This is a genomic window from Bradyrhizobium sp. USDA 327 (assembly GCF_041262065.1).
GTDB lineage: Bacteria > Pseudomonadota > Alphaproteobacteria > Rhizobiales > Xanthobacteraceae > Bradyrhizobium > Bradyrhizobium liaoningense.
In genome coordinates, this window is record NZ_JBGCCW010000001.1 from 2248345 (window position 1) to 2265133 (window position 16789).

17 protein-coding genes are annotated in these 16789 nt (G+C 64.5%); 13 read left to right on the forward strand and 4 right to left on the reverse strand.

Features of this window, described 5'->3' with window-relative positions; all coding sequences use genetic code 11:
* The first annotated feature begins 21 nt into the window (after window positions 1-21).
* The 5 genes from ABIA42_RS10130 (at window position 22) to ABIA42_RS10150 (ending at window position 5234) form a co-directional block, all read left to right on the forward strand.
* Window positions 22-1224: an ABC transporter substrate-binding protein gene (locus ABIA42_RS10130; RefSeq protein ID WP_271529116.1), complete on the forward strand. Its 1203-nt coding sequence runs from the start codon at window positions 22-24 to the stop codon at window positions 1222-1224.
* A 150-nt stretch (window positions 1225-1374) separates the two neighbouring features.
* The gene (locus ABIA42_RS10135) at window positions 1375-3264 is read left to right on the forward strand and encodes an ABC transporter permease (protein WP_370113866.1); all 1890 of its coding nucleotides are present in this window, start codon (window positions 1375-1377) and stop codon (window positions 3262-3264) included.
* Window positions 3261-4052, forward strand: a complete 792-nt coding sequence (locus ABIA42_RS10140) for an ABC transporter ATP-binding protein (RefSeq protein WP_370113864.1) — start codon at window positions 3261-3263, stop codon at window positions 4050-4052. Before ABIA42_RS10135 ends, ABIA42_RS10140 begins: the two co-directional genes overlap by 4 nt.
* A complete protein-coding gene (locus ABIA42_RS10145; RefSeq protein ID WP_028178546.1) occupies window positions 4049-4753 on the forward strand; it encodes an ABC transporter ATP-binding protein in 705 nt (234 codons plus the stop codon). Before ABIA42_RS10140 ends, ABIA42_RS10145 begins: the two co-directional genes overlap by 4 nt.
* Before the next feature lie 13 nt (window positions 4754-4766).
* Entirely contained in the window at window positions 4767-5234 is a 468-nt protein-coding gene (locus tag ABIA42_RS10150) for a MarR family winged helix-turn-helix transcriptional regulator (RefSeq protein WP_370113862.1), read from the forward strand.
* A gap of 274 nt (window positions 5235-5508) precedes the next feature.
* Here ABIA42_RS10150 and ABIA42_RS10155 read toward each other — a convergent pair whose 3' ends face one another.
* Window positions 5509-6705, reverse strand: a complete 1197-nt coding sequence (locus ABIA42_RS10155) for an amidohydrolase family protein (protein WP_271529112.1) — start codon at window positions 6703-6705, stop codon at window positions 5509-5511.
* Window positions 6706-6862: 157 nt separating this feature from the next.
* Between ABIA42_RS10155 and ABIA42_RS10160 the strand changes: the two genes are divergently transcribed.
* From ABIA42_RS10160 to ABIA42_RS10180, 5 genes are all read left to right on the forward strand, one after another.
* Window positions 6863-7636: a ferredoxin--NADP reductase gene (locus ABIA42_RS10160; RefSeq protein ID WP_271529111.1), complete on the forward strand. Its 774-nt coding sequence runs from the start codon at window positions 6863-6865 to the stop codon at window positions 7634-7636.
* A 106-nt stretch (window positions 7637-7742) separates the two neighbouring features.
* Window positions 7743-8063, forward strand: coding sequence for a hypothetical protein (locus ABIA42_RS10165; protein WP_028178542.1), 321 nt, complete (start codon window positions 7743-7745; stop codon window positions 8061-8063).
* A gap of 101 nt (window positions 8064-8164) precedes the next feature.
* Window positions 8165-9430 (forward strand): cytochrome P450, encoded by a 1266-nt coding sequence (locus ABIA42_RS10170; protein ID WP_370113859.1) that lies wholly within the window; start codon window positions 8165-8167, stop codon window positions 9428-9430.
* A 142-nt stretch (window positions 9431-9572) separates the two neighbouring features.
* A complete protein-coding gene (locus ABIA42_RS10175; RefSeq protein ID WP_271529109.1) occupies window positions 9573-9758 on the forward strand; it encodes a hypothetical protein in 186 nt (61 codons plus the stop codon).
* A 229-nt stretch (window positions 9759-9987) separates the two neighbouring features.
* Complete coding sequence (locus ABIA42_RS10180) at window positions 9988-10230, forward strand: hypothetical protein (protein ID WP_271529108.1); 243 nt, start codon at window positions 9988-9990, stop codon at window positions 10228-10230.
* Window positions 10231-10263: 33 nt separating this feature from the next.
* Here the strand turns inward: ABIA42_RS10180 and ABIA42_RS10185 are convergent, their stop codons facing one another.
* Window positions 10264-11514: a DUF763 domain-containing protein gene (locus tag ABIA42_RS10185; RefSeq protein ID WP_370113856.1), complete on the reverse strand. Its 1251-nt coding sequence runs from the start codon at window positions 11512-11514 to the stop codon at window positions 10264-10266.
* 127 nt (window positions 11515-11641) lie between these two features.
* Between ABIA42_RS10185 and ABIA42_RS10190 the strand changes: the two genes are divergently transcribed.
* Window positions 11642-12784, forward strand: coding sequence for a mechanosensitive ion channel family protein (locus tag ABIA42_RS10190; RefSeq protein WP_370113854.1), 1143 nt, complete (start codon window positions 11642-11644; stop codon window positions 12782-12784).
* A gap of 8 nt (window positions 12785-12792) precedes the next feature.
* Here ABIA42_RS10190 and ABIA42_RS10195 read toward each other — a convergent pair whose 3' ends face one another.
* Window positions 12793-13716, reverse strand: coding sequence for a PepSY domain-containing protein (locus ABIA42_RS10195; RefSeq protein ID WP_370113852.1), 924 nt, complete (start codon window positions 13714-13716; stop codon window positions 12793-12795).
* Window positions 13717-14024: 308 nt separating this feature from the next.
* Window positions 14025-15002, reverse strand: a complete 978-nt coding sequence (locus ABIA42_RS10200; RefSeq protein ID WP_370113850.1) for a tripartite tricarboxylate transporter substrate binding protein — start codon at window positions 15000-15002, stop codon at window positions 14025-14027.
* A gap of 117 nt (window positions 15003-15119) precedes the next feature.
* Here ABIA42_RS10200 and ABIA42_RS10205 point away from each other — a divergent pair, with 117 nt between their 5' ends.
* Both ABIA42_RS10205 and ABIA42_RS10210 read left to right on the forward strand, forming a co-directional pair.
* On the forward strand, window positions 15120-15830 hold the full coding sequence (locus tag ABIA42_RS10205; RefSeq protein ID WP_370113848.1) for a TetR/AcrR family transcriptional regulator: 711 nt from the start codon (window positions 15120-15122) through the stop codon (window positions 15828-15830).
* A 38-nt stretch (window positions 15831-15868) separates the two neighbouring features.
* The gene (locus ABIA42_RS10210; RefSeq protein ID WP_370123561.1) at window positions 15869-16747 is read left to right on the forward strand and encodes an amidohydrolase; all 879 of its coding nucleotides are present in this window, start codon (window positions 15869-15871) and stop codon (window positions 16745-16747) included.
* Window positions 16748-16789: the final 42 nt, after the last annotated feature.

Below are 16789 nucleotides of genomic sequence, written 5' to 3' on the forward strand. Positions count from 1 at the left end.
GATTTCAAACTGGAGGTTGGGATGCGAGCAAGAAATACTATCGTCGGCGCGGCCTTCGCGCTTCTGGCGAGCGGCATGGCTCATTCGGCCCTGGCGCAGGACATCAAGATCGGCGAGATCAACAGCTACTCGCTGCTGCCGGCGTTCACCGAGCCCTATCGCAAGGGCTGGCAGCTTGCGGTCGAGGAGATCAATGCGGCAGGCGGCATCAACGGCAAGAAGCTTGTCGTCATTTCCAAGGATGATGGCGGCAAGCCGGCCGACGCGCAGACCGCGGCCAACGAGCTCGTCTCGAGCGAAGGCGTTGCGATGCTCGCAGGCACCTTCCTGTCCAACATCGGCCTCGCGGTCAGCGACTTCGCCAACCAGAAGAAGGTGTTCTTCCTCGCGGCCGAGCCGCTGACGGACGCCATCACCTGGTCCAAGGGCAACAAGTACACCTTCCGCCTGCGTCCCTCCAACTACATGCAGGCGGCGATGCTGGTCGAGGCGGCTGCGAAGCTGCCGGCCAAGCGCTGGGCCACGATCGCGCCGAACTACGAATACGGCCAGTCGGCGGTCGCCGTGTTCAAGAAGCTGATGTCGGAGAAGCGTCCCGACATCCAGTGGGTCGACGAACAGTGGCCGCCGCAGGGCAAGATCGACGCAGGTCCCGTGGTGCAGGCGGTGGCCGCCGCCAATCCCGAAGCGATCCTCAACGTCACCTTCGGCGCCGACCTCGTGAAGCTCGTGCGCGAAGGCAACACCCGCGGCCTGTTCAAGGGGCGCGAGGTCGTCTCGTTCCTCACGGGCGAGCCCGAATATCTCGATCCGCTCAAGGACGAGACGCCGGAGGGCTGGATCGTCACCGGCTATCCCTGGTACTCGATCAAGACGCCCGAGCACGACGCGTTCCTCAAGGCCTATCAGGCCAAGTACAACGACTATCCGCGTCTCGGCTCGATCGTCGGCTACCAGACCATCAAGTCGGCCGCCGCCATTCTCGCGAAGGCCGGCTCGACCGATCCGGAGAAGCTGATTGCCGCGGCGGAAGGGCTGTCCATGCCGTCGCCGTTCGGCGAGATCACGTTCCGCAAGATCGACCACCAGTCGACGCTCGGCGCCTTTGTCGGCAAGACCGCGCTGAAGGATGGCAAGGGCGTGATGGTGGACTCGTCTTACAAGAAGGGCGCGGACTATCTGCCGAGCGACGCCGAAGTCGCGAAGCTGCGCCCGAAAGATTGATGCAAGAGAGACCGGGGCCTCCATGGTTCGAGACGCGCGGCGTCGCCGCGCTCCTCAACATGAGGGTCCCGGACCTCATCCTGAGGAGGCGCGGAGCGCCGTCTCGAAGGATGAAGCCCAGCACTGAGATCCAACCAACCCGGACCGCCGATGGCCTTTTACGTCGTACAGTTTCTGACCGGTCTCGCCAGCGCAGCGTCGCTGTTCCTGGTGGCCTCGGGCCTGTCGATCATCTTCGGCGTGACGCGGATCGTGAATTTCGCGCATGGCGCCTTCTACATGATCGGCGCGTACATCGCCTTCACGCTCACCGAGCGGCTTTCGGGCGCCTTCGGCTTCTGGGGCAGCATCGTGCTGGCCGCACTGGCGGTGGCGTTGATCGGCGTCATCGTCGAGATGGTGCTGCTCCGTCGCATCTATCACGCGCCCGAATTGTTCCAGTTGCTCGCGACCTTCGGCCTGACCTTGATGGTCGAGGACCTCGTGGTCCTGATCTGGGGGCCCGACGATCTCGTCGGCCGCCGCGCGCCGGGCTTCAGGGGCGCCATCGATTTCTTCGGCCAGAACATTCCGAGCTATGATCTGTTTCTGATCGTGCTGGGACCCGTCGTGCTCGGCATTCTCTGGCTGCTGTTCCAGCGCACGCGATGGGGCGTCTTGGTGCGCGCCGCGACGCAGGACCGCGACATGGTCGCGGCGCTCGGCGTCAACCAGAAATGGCTGTTCACATCGGTGTTCGCGGTCGGCGTCTTCCTCGCAGCCCTCGGCGGCGCGCTTCAGATCCCGCGCGATGCCGTGCATCACGCCATGGATCTGCGCATCATCGTCGAGGTGTTTGTCGTGGTCGTGATTGGCGGCCTCGGCAGCATCGTCGGTGCCTTCGTCGCTGCCGTGCTGGTCTCGGAGCTGAATGCCTTCGGCATCCTGATCTTCCCGAAGATCTCCATCATTCTGGTCTTCCTGGTGATGGCGGTGGTGCTGATCGTGCGGCCCTGGGGCCTGTTCGGCAAGCCGGAGGCGGCCGCGCGCAAGACGCCTGGCCTCACCGTCAATCCCTGGCGGCCGTTGACGTCGAACGAACGGCTGGCGGCGGTTGCTGCGCTCGTCGTCGCAGCGATGCTGCCGCTGTTCGCGGGCAATTATCTGCTCACCGTGGGCTCGGAGATCGCGATCTTCGTGATCTTCGCTGTCAGCCTGCACTTCCTGATGTCGGTCGGCGGCCTCGCGTCCTTCGGCCATGCCGCCTATTTCGGGCTCGGCGCCTATGGCATCGCCTTCCTCGCCAAGATGGCGGGGCTGCCGATGATCGTGTGTCTGTTGCTCGGCCCGCTGCTCGGCTGCATGGGCGCCGCCGTGTTCGGCTTCTTCGCGGTGCAGCTCTCCGGCGTCTATTTCGCGATGCTGACGCTCGCCTTCGCGCAGATCGTGTGGTCGATCGCGTTCCAATGGGTGAGCGTGACCGGCGGCGACAACGGCATTCTCGGTCTCTGGCCGTCGAGCTGGGCGGCGAGCCCGTCGCATTTCTACTGGCTTGCGCTCGGCGTCGCGGCGCTGGTGACCATCGCGTTGCGGGCCATGGTGTTCTCGCCGTTCGGTTACGCGCTCCGTGCAACGCGCGACTCGCTTCTTCGCAGCGAAGCGATCGGCATCGATGCCAAGCGGATCCAGTGGACCGCTTTCGTGATCGCCGGCACGACCGCCGGCATCGGCGGCGCGCTGTTCGCCTACCTCAAGGGCAGCGTGTTCCCCGACAATCTCGGCATCTCGCTGTCGGTCGACGCGCTGGTCATGGTGCTGCTCGGCGGTGTCGAGACGGTGTCCGGCGCGGTGATCGGCGCCATCGTCTACAAGGCCTTGAACATCTGGCTGGTGAGCCAGACCGATCTGTCGAAGCTCGTGCTCGGCGGCTTCATCATGCTGATCGTCGTCGTCTTCCCGAAGGGCATCGTCGGCATGCTCGAGATGCTGGCGCAGCGCCGGCGAAAGTCTTCGCCGCCGGGCTCTCCCTTGCTTGCCAAGCCGATCGAGTCTGCCGAATGAGCGCCATACCCCCACTTCTCGCGGTTGAAGGCCTGACCAAGTCCTATGGTGGCATCCATGCGGTGCGCGGCGTCTCGTTCTCGCTGCACGCGGGCGAGATCCTGGCGCTGATCGGCCCGAATGGCGCCGGCAAGAGCACCTGCTTCGACATGCTCAACGGCCAGAACAAGCCTGATAGCGGCCATGTCCGCCTGCTCGGCGAAGAGATCACGGGCAGGAAGCCGCGTGAGGTCTGGCGGCTCGGCGTCGGGCGCACGTTCCAGATCACCGCGACCTTCGCCACCATGACCGTGCGTGAGAACGTCCAAGTCGCGCTGATTTCGCATGGGAAGCAGCTCTACAACCTCTGGGGCTCGGCGCCGAAGTTCGACCGCGGCGAGGCCGGCCGTCTGCTCGAGCTGGTCGGCATGGGCGGCTACGCGGACCGTCCCTGCGGCGAGCTCGCCTATGGGGATCTCAAGCGGCTCGAGCTTGCGGTCGCGCTCGCCAACCAGCCGAAGCTGCTGTTGATGGACGAGCCGACTGCCGGCATGGCGCCGCGCGAGCGCGTCGATCTGATGCGGCTGACCGCGAGCATCGCGCGGGAGAAGTCGATCGGCGTGCTCTTCACCGAGCACGACATGGACGTGGTGTTCGAGCATGCCGACCGCATCATCGTGCTCAACCGCGGGACGTTGATCGCCGAGGGCTCGCCGGCGGAGGTGCGCGGCAATCCGCAGGTGCAGGCGGTCTATCTCGGCGAGGGCCTCGTCTACGATGCCCGCCACCGCGAGGGAACCTCGGCATGAAGCTCACGGTGCAAGACCTCAACAGCCATTACGGTCCGGCCCATATCCTGTTCGACATCGGCTTCGAGGTCGGTGAGGGCGAGGTGGTGGCATTGCTTGGGCGCAACGGCGCGGGCAAGTCGACGACGTTCCGCTCGATCGTCGGCCTCGTCGCGCAGCGCTCCGGCCGCATCACATTCGAGGGCAAGGACGTCTCGGCGAAGCCGACACATGAGATCGTGCGCGAGGGGCTCGGCTACGTTCCGGAGGAGCGGCGCATCTTCACTGACCTGACAGTCGAGGAAAACCTCGAAGTCGGCCGCCAGCCGAAGCGCCCGAACGCGCCGCACTGGACGCGCGAGAAACTGTTCGCGCTGTTTCCAAATCTGGGCGAGATGAAGAACCGTCCCGGCGGCCGCATGAGCGGCGGCGAGCAGCAGATGCTCACCATCGCGCGCACGCTGATGGGCAATCCCTCGCTGGTGCTGCTCGACGAGCCTTCGGAGGGCCTGTCGCCGAAGATCGTGGAGCAGATGGTCGATGCCATCCTGACCATGAAGAAGGAGGGCGTCAGCATCGTCGTTTCCGAGCAGAACCTGCATTTCGCGCGATTGATCTCCGACCGCGCCTACATCATCGAGCGCGGCCGGATCTGCTTCGGTGGCACCATGGCCGAGCTCGACGCGCGTCCTGATATCCGCGACGCGCATCTGTCGTTGTGAGAGCGGGGAACGGATGGCGAGAAGCGTGACGGCGAAGAAGAACGTCAAACCGGCCAAAGCGTTTAACAGGCCGCCTTACGTGCTCGACGAGCAGGTCGGTTTCATCCTGCGCCAGGTCTGGCAGCGCCACAGCTCGATCTTCGCTCGCGACATAGGTACCAATTTGACGCCGACACAATGGGCGGCATTGTCGAAACTGGCCGAGACCGGGCCGCGCTCGCAGAACCAGCTCGGGCGGCTGACGGCGATGGACGTCGCCACGATCAAGGGCGTGATCGATCGTCTCACCGCGCGCGGCCTGACCGAGACCAGCCAGGATCCCGATGACGGGCGGCGGCTCCTGGTCAGCCTGACGCGCGCGGGTCAGCAGCTTGCGGAGAAGCTGGCGCCCAATGCGCTGGCGATCACGCGCGAGACGCTGGCACCGCTCGACGCGAAAGAGCGTGAGACGCTGATGGCGCTATTGAACAAGCTGCGGTGATGTCGGTCTCGTAGGGTGGGCAAAGGCGCGCGAGCGCCGTGCCCACCATTTCTGCGGCTGGAGAAAGAATGGTGGGCACGCTTCGCTTTGCCCACCCTACAGGAGCGGTGAATTCTGCTCTCTCACCGTCACCCTGAGGTGGCCGCTTCTTCAGCGGCCCTCAAAGGGCGACGGCCCGGCTGCATCTTGGCCGTTCATCCTTCGAGGCTCGCACACGGCGCCATCGCGCCGCGTGCTCGCACCTCAGAATGACGGGTCTGGCTTTCGTCCAATCCTACTTCGCCACCACCTCCGGCACCTTTCCCGCCGGCGGCGTGTTGCGGCTGCGTTGCGTCCGCACGATGCCGTCGATGATGGTCATGCCGATGCCGGGGAGGTCGCCGAGCTGGACGCTCTCCAGGATGTTCTTGCCGGGCGAGTGCTGGGCCTTGTCCATGATGACGAAGTCGGCGGAACGGCCGACCTCGATCAGGCCGCAATCGAGCTGCCGCATCCGCGCAGTGTTGCCGGTGGCAAGGCAGAAGGCGAGTTCGGCCGGCAGATCGCCGAGCGAGGACAGCATCGAGACCATGCGCAGAATGCCGAGTGGCTGTACACCGGAGCCGGCGGGCGCATCGGTGCCGAGGATGACGCGATGCAGATCGCCCATCTCGCGCGCGGTGCGCAGCGTGAACAAGGCCGAGCGCTCATTGCCGTTGTGCACGAGCTCGAGCCCGCGCTTGCAGCCCTCGCAGATGCAACGGATCTGGTCATCGGGCAGGGCGGTGTGGCCGCCATTGATATGGCCGACAACGTCGGTGTCGGCTTCCAGCACCACGTCCTTGTCGATCAGGCCGGAGCCGGGGATCGAGGGACCACCGGTGTGGATCGTGCTCTGGATGCCGTATTTGCGCGCCCAGCCGACCATCTTCCGCGCTGTCGGGCCGTCCTTGACGCCGCCGAGGCCGACCTCGCCGAGCAGCTTGACGCCGTTGGCAGCCATCTCCTTGAAATCTTCCTCGACCATCTCGCATTCGATCACCGGCGCGCCGGCGTGAACCTTCACGCCGCCGGGACGCAAGGTCCAGAATGCGCGCTGGGCGAACACGGCCATGGCCTTCAGGCCGACGACGTCGCGGGGCCGGCCGGGCATGTGAACCTCGCCGGCGGAGATCATGGTGGTGACGCCGCCATGGAGGTAGCTGTCGATCCAGTTGATCTGGTTCTGGCGCGGCGTCCAGTCGCCGGCGACGGGGTGGACGTGACTGTCGATCAGGCCCGGCGCCACCGTGGTGCCCTGGGCATCGACGATGGTGGTCGCGCCTTCGACGTTGCAGTCCTTGAAGCGGCCGATTGCGGTGATCTTGCCGTTCTCGGCGACGATGGTGTCGCCGTCCAGGATCGGCTTTTCCAAAGCGCCGGACAGGATCAGGCCGATGTTCCGGATCACGAGCTTGGATGGTCCGGTGGCCTGGGGTGCGTCATGCGCCATGGAAGGGGCTCCTTATTCCTAACTGCAACGCTTTCGATCTTGGGCAGCCTTGACCGCGGGATCAAGCAGGATTATTCATTAGTATACGAATGATCGTGTACAAACGACGCATTGCTGACCGCCTCGGGACCGCGAGCCAGCGACACGGAAGGGTGAGATGAGCAATTTCAATCAGGAAAGCGTTTTGAGCGTCCACCACTGGACCGACACGCTGTTCTCGTTCAAGACCACCCGCAGCCCGACCTTCCGCTTCCGCAACGGCGAATTCACCATGATCGGGCTCAAGGTCGGCGAGAAGCCGCTGCTGCGGGCCTACAGCGTCGCCAGTGCCAATTACGAGGACACGCTGGAGTTCTTCTCGATCAAGGTCCCGGACGGCCCGCTGACCTCGCGCCTCCAGCATTTGAAGGAAGGCGACGAGATCATCGTCAGCCGCAAGGCCACCGGCACGCTGGTGATCGACAATCTGGAAGCGGGACGCAACCTCTACCTCATCGGCACCGGCACGGGCCTCGCGCCTTTCCTGAGCGTGATCAAGGACCCCGAGACCTATGAGCGGTTCGAGAAGGTCGTGCTGCTGCACGGTTGCCGGCACGTGAAGGAGCTCGCCTATGGCGAGATGATCACCGAGCATCTGCCCAAGGACGAGCTGCTCGGCGAGTACATTCGCAATCAGCTGATCTACTACCCGACCGTGACCCGCGATCCCTTCCGCAACCGTGGCCGCATCACCGACCTCATCACGTCAGGCAAGCTGTTCACCGATATCGGCCTGCCGGTGCTCGAAGCCGCGCATGACCGCGTCATGATCTGCGGCAGCCCGGCGCTGGTCGCGGATACCCGCGTCCTCCTGGGCGAACGCGGCTTCGCCGAGGGCAATCACGGCGAGCCGGCGCAGTTCGTGGTCGAAAAGGCCTTCGCTGAGCGGTAATCCCGGAATTCCTGCGCAATAAGACCGTATTTTCGCCGTGTGGGGCCCGTTGCGGCGCCGATTCGGCGCTTGATACACTGTGGGAGCGAATCAGCGGAGTTCCCACATGGTTGCGGACAGCGACAGCAACATCGCCTGGCACCGGGTTCAGTTGAAGAAGAACCGCGCTGAGTTGAAGGCGCTGGAGACCGCGCGCTTCACGATGGGCGAGATCGCCTCATCGAAGCGGGACGGCCAGACCCCAAAGTCGATCGCGGAACTCAAGCGTAAGATCGCACAGTCGGAGCGCGCGATCGCCGATCACGACAAGCGCACGCGCCGTCCGCTCGCAACCGACCTGCAGAGCCTCAGCAATGGCAGCTGGAGCCATTGGGACGCCTACACCCAGCAGCGCAAGACCGGCCAGCGTTCGCCCGGGCGCGGATAGGGGCATCTCCCCCACGTGTGCGGTCGATGACAAGGCGCCCCTTGCGCCGGCCGCGCCGTGCACCATCTCGGTGATACGCTACCAATCGCTCCGGTGATCCCATGACAGCACGCCTCGATTTCACCAACGAGGCCTTCTTTCGCGATCCGCCCAAGGCCATCGCGACGTTGCGCATGTCCGGCCCGGTGGTTGCGACGCGATTCCCAATCGTCGGCGATGTCTGGATCACCACGACCCATGATGCGACAGCACAGGTGCTGAAGGACGGCACGACCTTCACGCTGCGCAAGGAGGACGGCGACGTCGCGGGTCTGCGCTGGTGGATGCCGAGATACGTCAGGACCATCGCCAACAACATGCTGACGATGGACGAGCCGGATCACACGCGGCTGCGCAGCATCGTGGACGAAGCGTTTCGCCGCCGCGCGATCGTTGCGATGGAGCCGCGCATCCGTGCCATCGCCGACACGCTTGCGGACGAGCTGTTCGCAGCGGGAAGCCCGGCCGATCTCGTCCAGCGCTATGCGCGCATCCTGCCGCTCGCGGTGATCTCGGAACTCCTGGGCCTGCCGCCGGCCGATCGCCCGAAGTTCATCGCCTGGGCCAACGAAATGTCCTCGCTGACGAATGTCGTCAGCTTCTTCCGCTTGCTGTTCGCGTTCCGCAAGATGCGAGTCTACCTCAGGCAACAGTTGCAGATCGCGCGCGTCAAGGGCGGCGAGGGCCTGATTGCCGAGCTGATCCAGGTCGAGCGCGAAGGCGGTCAGATCACGCCGGACGAGATGGTTTCGATGGTGTTTCTGCTGCTCGCGGCGGGATCCGAGACGACCACTCATCTCATTAGCGGTTCGGTGTATGAGCTTTTCAGGAATCCCGGCTTGCGTGACTGGCTGGAACAGGACTGGAGCCGCGTCGGGCTTGCGGTTGAGGAGTTCCTGCGCTTCGTGTCGCCGGTGCAATTCTCCAAGCCTCGCTATGTGCGCCGCGACGTCGAGGTCGGAGGCGTGCGCTTGAAGAAGGGCGATCGCGTCATGGTGATGCTCGCCGCCGCGAACATGGATCCCTCGGTGCACGATCGTCCCGAGAATCTCGATCTCGAGCGGAAGCCCAATCGACACGTCTCCTTTGGAACAGGAATCCATTTTTGCCTCGGCCATCAGCTTGCGCGCATCGAGGCGGCCTGCGCGCTGGAAGCGCTGTTCGTGCGATGGCCGAAACTCGGTCTTGCCGTCGATCCCGCCGAGGTCCATTGGCGCAGGCGGCCGGGCTTGCGCGCGATCGCGAACCTTCCTGTCACGGCTGAGAGCCGTGGAACATCGGAGCGCGCGGGAGCGCGCCTTGGGCGTTCCCTCACCGCGGCGAGTTGAGATCCGCGTCCCTTCGGAAAATCTTTGCCGCGCGCGATCAGTCAGGAACGGTGTGCCGCTGGACCTGTTGTCTCCTGGACGCGCGGCTACGAATTCTTGGCCGTGCCTGTCGCAGATCGACGTCTTAACGGGAGACAAGATCATGACCAGCAAGATGCCACCTGTTCCGCCGGACAATCAGAGCCGCAAGGGAACTGGCGACAGCAAGCAACCGTCCGCCGATCAGGCGCCACACGGCCAGCAACGTGCTGAGAATCCGGACCAGCAGGGACAGCAGGGCAACATCAAGCAGAACACGACCAATCAAGGCTACCAGCAGGGTCGTTGAGGAGAGCGACATTCCATTCGACATCCGCCGAGACCCCGAACAGCATCCGCCAGGGCGGACCAGGCGCATCGCATGAGAATGCCAAGGCGCCATTGGAGGATTAAGAAGCCGCCGGGAAAGCGATCACGACAAGCACAACGATCCCGGTCAGAGCGGGCACAAACCGAAACCGATGCCGGCGCAACAGAAGCACTAAGTCTTTGGAAGGTCACTGCAAGAGGAGAGACAAATGCCAGGTGGACATGGCAGCAAGACGCATTTCAGATCGGGCATGCATGGCAAGGGCGACGGCACCGGCGGACTGACCGACGTACCCAAGGATATGATCGGCGACAACATGGTGCTGTCCAACCGTGACAAGAAGCAGCATTCGGACATTCGTGGCATGGACGGAAAGTCCATTCAGACTGAACAATATCAGGACCACGCCGCGAACCGGCTCGACGGGACGCCGGAGGCTGACGAGACCTGAGATTGTTCCTCCCGCCAACTTGCGGACCGGTGTTCAGCCGGTCCGCTTTCTCGTGGGCGCAAGATCGCGCTCCCAGCCGAACACCGAACGGCCATCGAGATCCGGGGAGGCCGCGCGCTCGGTGGCAATGAAAGCCTCAACCGAAGGGCCGCGCGCGGTCCGCTCCAGCCGCCGCGCCTGGTCGTCCAGACGCTTGATCGCATGCATCTCTTCCTCGCGTCCGAGCTTCGCGTTCTGGATCGCGCCCTTCAGCACCCGGATGGTCTCGTCATAAACCTTGATCGGAACGGGGTAGGGATGTCGGTCCTTGCCGCCATGGGCGAGCGAGAAACGCGCGGGATCCCTGAAGCGATAGGGTGCGCCGTGCACGACCTCGGCGACCATCGCGAGCGAACGCACGGTGCGCGCGCCGACGCCCGGCGTCAGCAGCAGCTCCGGGAAATCGACCGGGCCCCGCTCGGCTGCGGCGGCCAGCGTACCGTGCAGGCGGCGCGCGAATACGTCCTTGGGACGGACGTCGTGATGGGAGGGCATGATCAGATGCGGCAGCGTGCCTTGCGCCGGCGTGGACTCGGTCCCGATGAGCCGTTCGAATTCGGAGACGATGCGATCGGGGCCGAGATCGCAGAGTAGTTCGAGCTGCGCCGTCCGAGAAATGTCGGCGCGATGATCGGTGAGATTGACGATCTCCCCCTGCTGCGGCCCGTCGATTGCGCTGTGCGGCGCATCGACAAAGCTCTTCAGCGCCTCGGAATGCCAGTGATAGCGTCGCGCCTGCCGCTTGTCGCCGTTCATGCCCTGCTGCACCACCGTCCATTTGCCGTCGGCCGTCACGAAGAAGCCGTGCAGGTAGAGGTCGAAACCGTCCTGGACCGCGGCGCTGTCGACCTTGGCCACCAGGCGGCTGGCGCGCGTCAGCTTTGCGCCGTCGAATCCGACGCGGTCGCCGAGTTGCAACAACTCGTCCGGCGTCTTGCGCGAATGCTGACCTCGGCCGCCACAGACATAAATTCCGAGCTCGTCCTGAAGCGGTCCGAGCCCGCGCTTCAGCGCGCCGATCACGGAGGTGGTGATGCCGGAAGAGTGCCAGTCCATGCCCATCACGGCGCCGAACGACTGGAACCAGAACGGATGCGACAGCCGTTGGAGGAACGCATCGCGGCCGTAATGATGCACGATCGCCTGGGTGACGATCGCTCCCAGCGACGACATGCGACTTGCCAGCCACGGCGGAACCCGTCCGGTGTGAAGAGGGAGATCGGCGCTGCCGGTTCGTCGAGTCATGCGGTTCAATCTAGCGCAATTCGGCGACGGTTGCATCAGCGGGATGCTGCGTTGCACTGAACGGGGGAGCCAAGCCGGCCGGGAAGGCGTTGAGCGCGCTGGTGCGCATGCAATGACGGGGACAGCAATGAATTGGCAGGCCCTCATGGCCGACATCGAGAGGATGTTCGGCTGGATACCCCAATGGTTCATTGGCCTCAGCCTCGTTGCCGGCGCGATCCTGCTCGCCTTGCTGGTCTATCGGGTCGCCATATGGCTGCTTGGCCGCGCATTCGGCACCCGCTTTCCCCTTCTGAGCGTGTTCATCGATCGGACCGCGGGCCCCGCCCAACTCGCTCTCTGTCTCGCCGCCGTCGCACTGGTGCTGCCGCTCGCGCCGCTGGACGACGCGATCCGCACGCCGCTGATGCGGCTGTTCGTCGTGGCCTTCATCGCGCTGATCGGCTGGATCTCGATCCGGATCGTCGACATGAGTGCTGCACGCTATCTCCAGAACTTTCGCGACGTCACCGAGAATTTCGTCGCACGCAAGCACGTCACGCAAGTGCGCGTGTTCAAGCGCGTCACCGATACCATCATCGTCGTCATCACGATCTCTGCCGCGCTGATGACGTTCGATTCGGTCCGGCAATACGGCGTCAGCCTGTTCGCCTCCGCGGGCGCGGCCGGTATCATCGTCGGTCTCGCCGCCCGGCCGCTGCTGAGCAATCTGATCGCGGGCCTGCAGATCGCGATCACCCAGCCGATCCGCATCGAGGACGCCGTGATCATCGAGAACGAATGGGGCTGGGTCGAGGACATCGCCTCGACTTACGTCGTGATCCGGCTGTGGGACTGGCGCCGCATGGTGGTGCCGCTGTCCTATTTCATCGAAAAACCGTTCCAGAACTGGACGCGCGACACCGCATCCCTCATCGGCGTGATCGCGCTTCATGTCGACTATCGTGCCGACGTCCAACGCATCAGGAAGTGGCTGGAGCAGGCGGTAAAGCAGTCAAAGCTGTGGGACGGCGAGGTGGTCAATCTCCAGGTGATCGATGCCGACGCGCGCACCATCGAGCTTCGGGCGCTGGTCAGCGCCAGGAATGCACCGCAGTCCTGGGACCTCCGCTGCGAGATCAGGGAGAAGCTGGTGGCCTTCATCCGGGACGAGATGCCGGAGGCGCTGCCGCGCGAACGCGCGATCCTGATCCCGTCTGGCGACGATGATGCTGATTTCGTGCGGCGCGTCACGCCGCCGGAGATGATGCGGGCAAGCGGGCGCAATTGACTCCGCCATCAGCCGGCGCCGACCACGGCTGCGTCGGCCCGCCGATCCGCGCGCCGGCTCGGCTTGCGCAGCTTCCGCCGGGCCCAGATCAGGAGCCCCGTCGACAGCAGCGTCAGAAGGGCGATCGAGGTGATGACGTTGAGAGGCGAAGCGATCAGGGCCGACCAGTTTCCCTCATGGATCAGCCGTGGCCAGTTGCGCGGCAACGGCGCGACCCCGCTCGAATTGACGGCGTAAGCGCGCAGTTCTCCGTCCTCGTTGAGTCGCGCCATCACGCGACCGCCGCGCGTACCGATCGAGATCACATGCGAGAGGTCGTGCTGGTCTGCGACCATGCGAACCGCCTCCGGCAGGCCAACGGGACGTCTGCCGTCCGCCGGAGCGGCTCCGCCCTGCAGTGTCAGCCCAAAGGCCATGCACAGGCCCGTCAAAGGACTCAGCAGGATCAGCGGCAGCGCGAACCATGCGGTGCCCTTGTGCCATCCGGAGAGCGTGTTGCGCAGCCGCGGCAGTCCCATGAGAATGCCCAGCAGCATGATGACGACCAGGGCAACGGTCGACGTCGTCACCAGCCAGCCCTGGCCAAGCAACCGCTCGTGCGTGACGCGTGCCCAAAGGAAGAGATCGGAGAGGGCGGAGCCGCTGATAGCAGCTTCGCCGGTCGCGAGGTCGATCGCCGGCACGCCTGCGCCTTGCAGCGTCATCCGCTGGAGGGATGCATCGAACGAGAGGCCGCGCGCCTTGTTGTCGGGATCGTACCGCCTCATCAGTCCGATGACGCGAGAAGACTCGATCGCCGGACCGCCGGTGCGACTGACTTGCACCATGGGCTCGAACGACAGGATCAAGCCGGTGACGATGATGACAAGCAGGGGCAGCGCGAAAACCAGGGTGATCCAGCGATGCAGAGTCAGCATTGCGGGCTTGCTCATTCGTCATCTCCTTCATCCTGCGATCGTGCTCGTGCAGCATGGCGAAGACAAATGACGCTTTGTCCATGTTGTTGCGTTGATTTACAGCAACCGCGGGCAAGCTGGCCGGATGTCATCTGACATTTCCAGCTACTGGTGGAGCATCTAGCGAATGCGACCTATTCGCGTTCTGCCTTGGTCAAGCCGGCCTGCTGTCCGCCGCCAGGAGCCTTGCTTCGCCGTCAGCGCGGGCGGGCGCAGCAAGCGAAGCAATGACTTAAGATGCAAGCAGGGCGGTGCGCGCGATGCACCTGGAAGCGTGCAGAGCCTCACTGCGCGCGGATGTTGGCGGCCTTCAGCACCGGCTCCCATTTGGTCGCCTCGGCGTGCATGTAGGCGTCGAACTCCTTGGCGGAGGAGCCGACCGGCGCCGCGCCGATCTTGCTGAGCGTCGATAGCACGCCGGGATCCTGCAGCGCGGCCTTCAGATCGGCTTCGAGCTTGGACACGATCTCCGGCGGCATTTTTGCCGGTCCAAGAACGCCCCACCAGACCGAGACGTCGTAGCCGGGCACGCCGGCCTCGGCGATGGTCGGAACATCCGGCAGCGCCTTCGAGCGTTCGGCGGAGGTCACCGCCAGCGCGCGCACCGGGCCGCCCTCGAGCTGGCCGATCGCTTCGGCAAGGGGATTGATGCTGAGCGGGATCTCGCCGGCGATCACGGCTGTCAGCGCCGGTGCGCCGCCCTTGTAGGGGATCGCGACGATCTTGGTGCCGGACATGTATTTCAGCAGCTCGCCCGCAAGATGCGCCGAGGTGCCGTTGCCCGACATGCCGTAGGAGAGCTTGTCCGGCTCCTTCCTGGCGGCGGCAAGGAGATCGCCGAACGTCTTGTAAGGGCTGTCCTTGGCCACCACGATCGCGAGCGGGGACGAGGCGACTTCGGTGATCGCGGTGAAATCCTTGAAGGTGTCGTAAGGTACGCTTGGATAGATGAACTGGTTGAGCGGATGGCCGCTCGCGACCAGGATCAGCGTGTAACCGTCAGGCGCGGACTTGGTCAGCGTTTGCGAGGCGACGATGCCGCCCGCGCCGGGACGATTGTCGATCACGGGCTGCTGCCCCCAGGTCTTCGCCAGCGCCTGGCCCAGCGTGCGCGCGAGCACGTCGACTGCTCCGCCCGCTGCATAGGGCACTAGGATGTGGACCGGCTTGCTCGGATAGTTGTCGGCTTGAGCTGCGCCCGCTGCCAGCAGCAATGTGGCGCCCAGCAGCAGGCGGCCGATCTTCTTGTTCAAATCCAACATATTCCCAGCACTCCATAGGCGGTGTTCGCGTTCCAGCGGCGCTCTTTCCAGGCCGACTGAACCCTGCCATCGTTTTTGTTGACGAGACCTGATCTTTTGTACGATAGTACAAATCACATGATACGCAAGCCCACCAGCAGGGAAACAGCCCGCAAGCCGAACATGCGCGAGGCGATCCTCGCCGCGGCCGAGGAGCTGTTCGCCACCAACGGCTTCAATGCCGTCTCGGTGCGAGATATCGCGCATGCCGCCGGGGCCAATCCGGGTAGCGTGACCTATCATTTCAAGACCAAGGACGGGTTGCTGCTGGAGATCTACCGGCGCCATTGCGGGCCGATGAACCTGCGCCGTTCCGAGTTGCTTGCCGCTGCTAGGCGTGTGCGCGATCTCCAGGACCGACTGGAGGCGATCGTGCGCGCCTATGTGGTGCCGGCCTTCACCTCGGGCAGCGATCTCGCTGGCGGCGGGGCGCGCTTCACGCGGCTTCGCGCGGTGATGTCGGCGGAGGGCAACGAGGTCGCGCGAAAAATCATCGCGCAGACCTTCGACGACACCAGCCACGCCTTCATCGACGCGATCCACGAGAGCCTGCCGCACATTCCGCGTACGGACATCGTCTGGCGCAGCCACTTTCTGCTCGGTGCGCTCTATTATTCGCTGGTGACGCCGGAGCGCGTTTCGCGCTTGTCGCGCGGCGAGGCCGACGGCAGCGATGCTGCGGGCGCCATCGAGCAATTGGTGCAGGCCACGGTCGCCGCATTGCAGGCACCCGCGCTCGATCAAGCTGCGCCGGCGCGGCGGCGGCCGGTCATCAGCAGCAAGTCTTGAAACAAGCGGTCTCGCTTCGGCGGGCTCACCTGACGACGATGATGTACACGCCGACCATTCCGCCGCCCGATCCAAACACGCGCACGCCGAAGTTCAAGCTGCCGAAGCTGTCCTGCGATGCGCATTGCCACATCTTCGGGCCCGGCGCGAAATATCCTTACGCGCCGGATCGCTCCTACACGCCGCCTGACGCGCCGCTGGAGGATTTTCGCGCGCTGCACGCCAAGCTCGGCGTCGAGCGCGCCGTCATCGTCAATGCCAGCGTACACGGCACCGACAACACGGTCGCGCTGGATGCCATCGCGCAGAGCAGCGGCGCCTACCGTGCCGTCGCCAATATCGACGACACCATGACCGAACGCGGGCTCCGCGTGCTGCATGACGGCGGCTTCCGCGGCTGCCGCTTCAATTTCGTTCGCCATCTCGGCGGCGTGCCCGACAGACGTGTGTTCGACCGCATCGTCGCGATGGTCACGCCGCTCGGCTGGCACATCGATCTGCACTTCGATGCGATCGACCTGCCGGAATATGCCGACATGCTGACAAAGTTGCCGCTGAGCTACACCATCGACCATATGGGGCGGGTGAAGGCTGCCGACGGGCTCGATCAGCTGCCGTTCAGGATCCTGATCGAGCTGATGCAGCGCGATGAGAAGTGCTGGGTCAAGATCTGCGGCTCGGAGCGGGTGTCCTCGGCCGGTCCGCCGTTCACGGATGCGGTGCCGTTCGCGCGAAAGATCGTCGAGACCGCGCCGGATCGCGTCATCTGGGGCACGGACTGGCCGCATCCCAACGTCAAGGTGATGCCGAATGACGGCGACCTCGTAGATCTGATCCCGCTGTTCGCGCCGGAGCCGAAGTTTCAGCAGAAGATTCTGGTCGACAATCCCGCGCGCCTGTTTGGCTTCGACCAATGAAAGGGCTCCGATCAATATGATGCCTACAAACGAAAGAAGGGA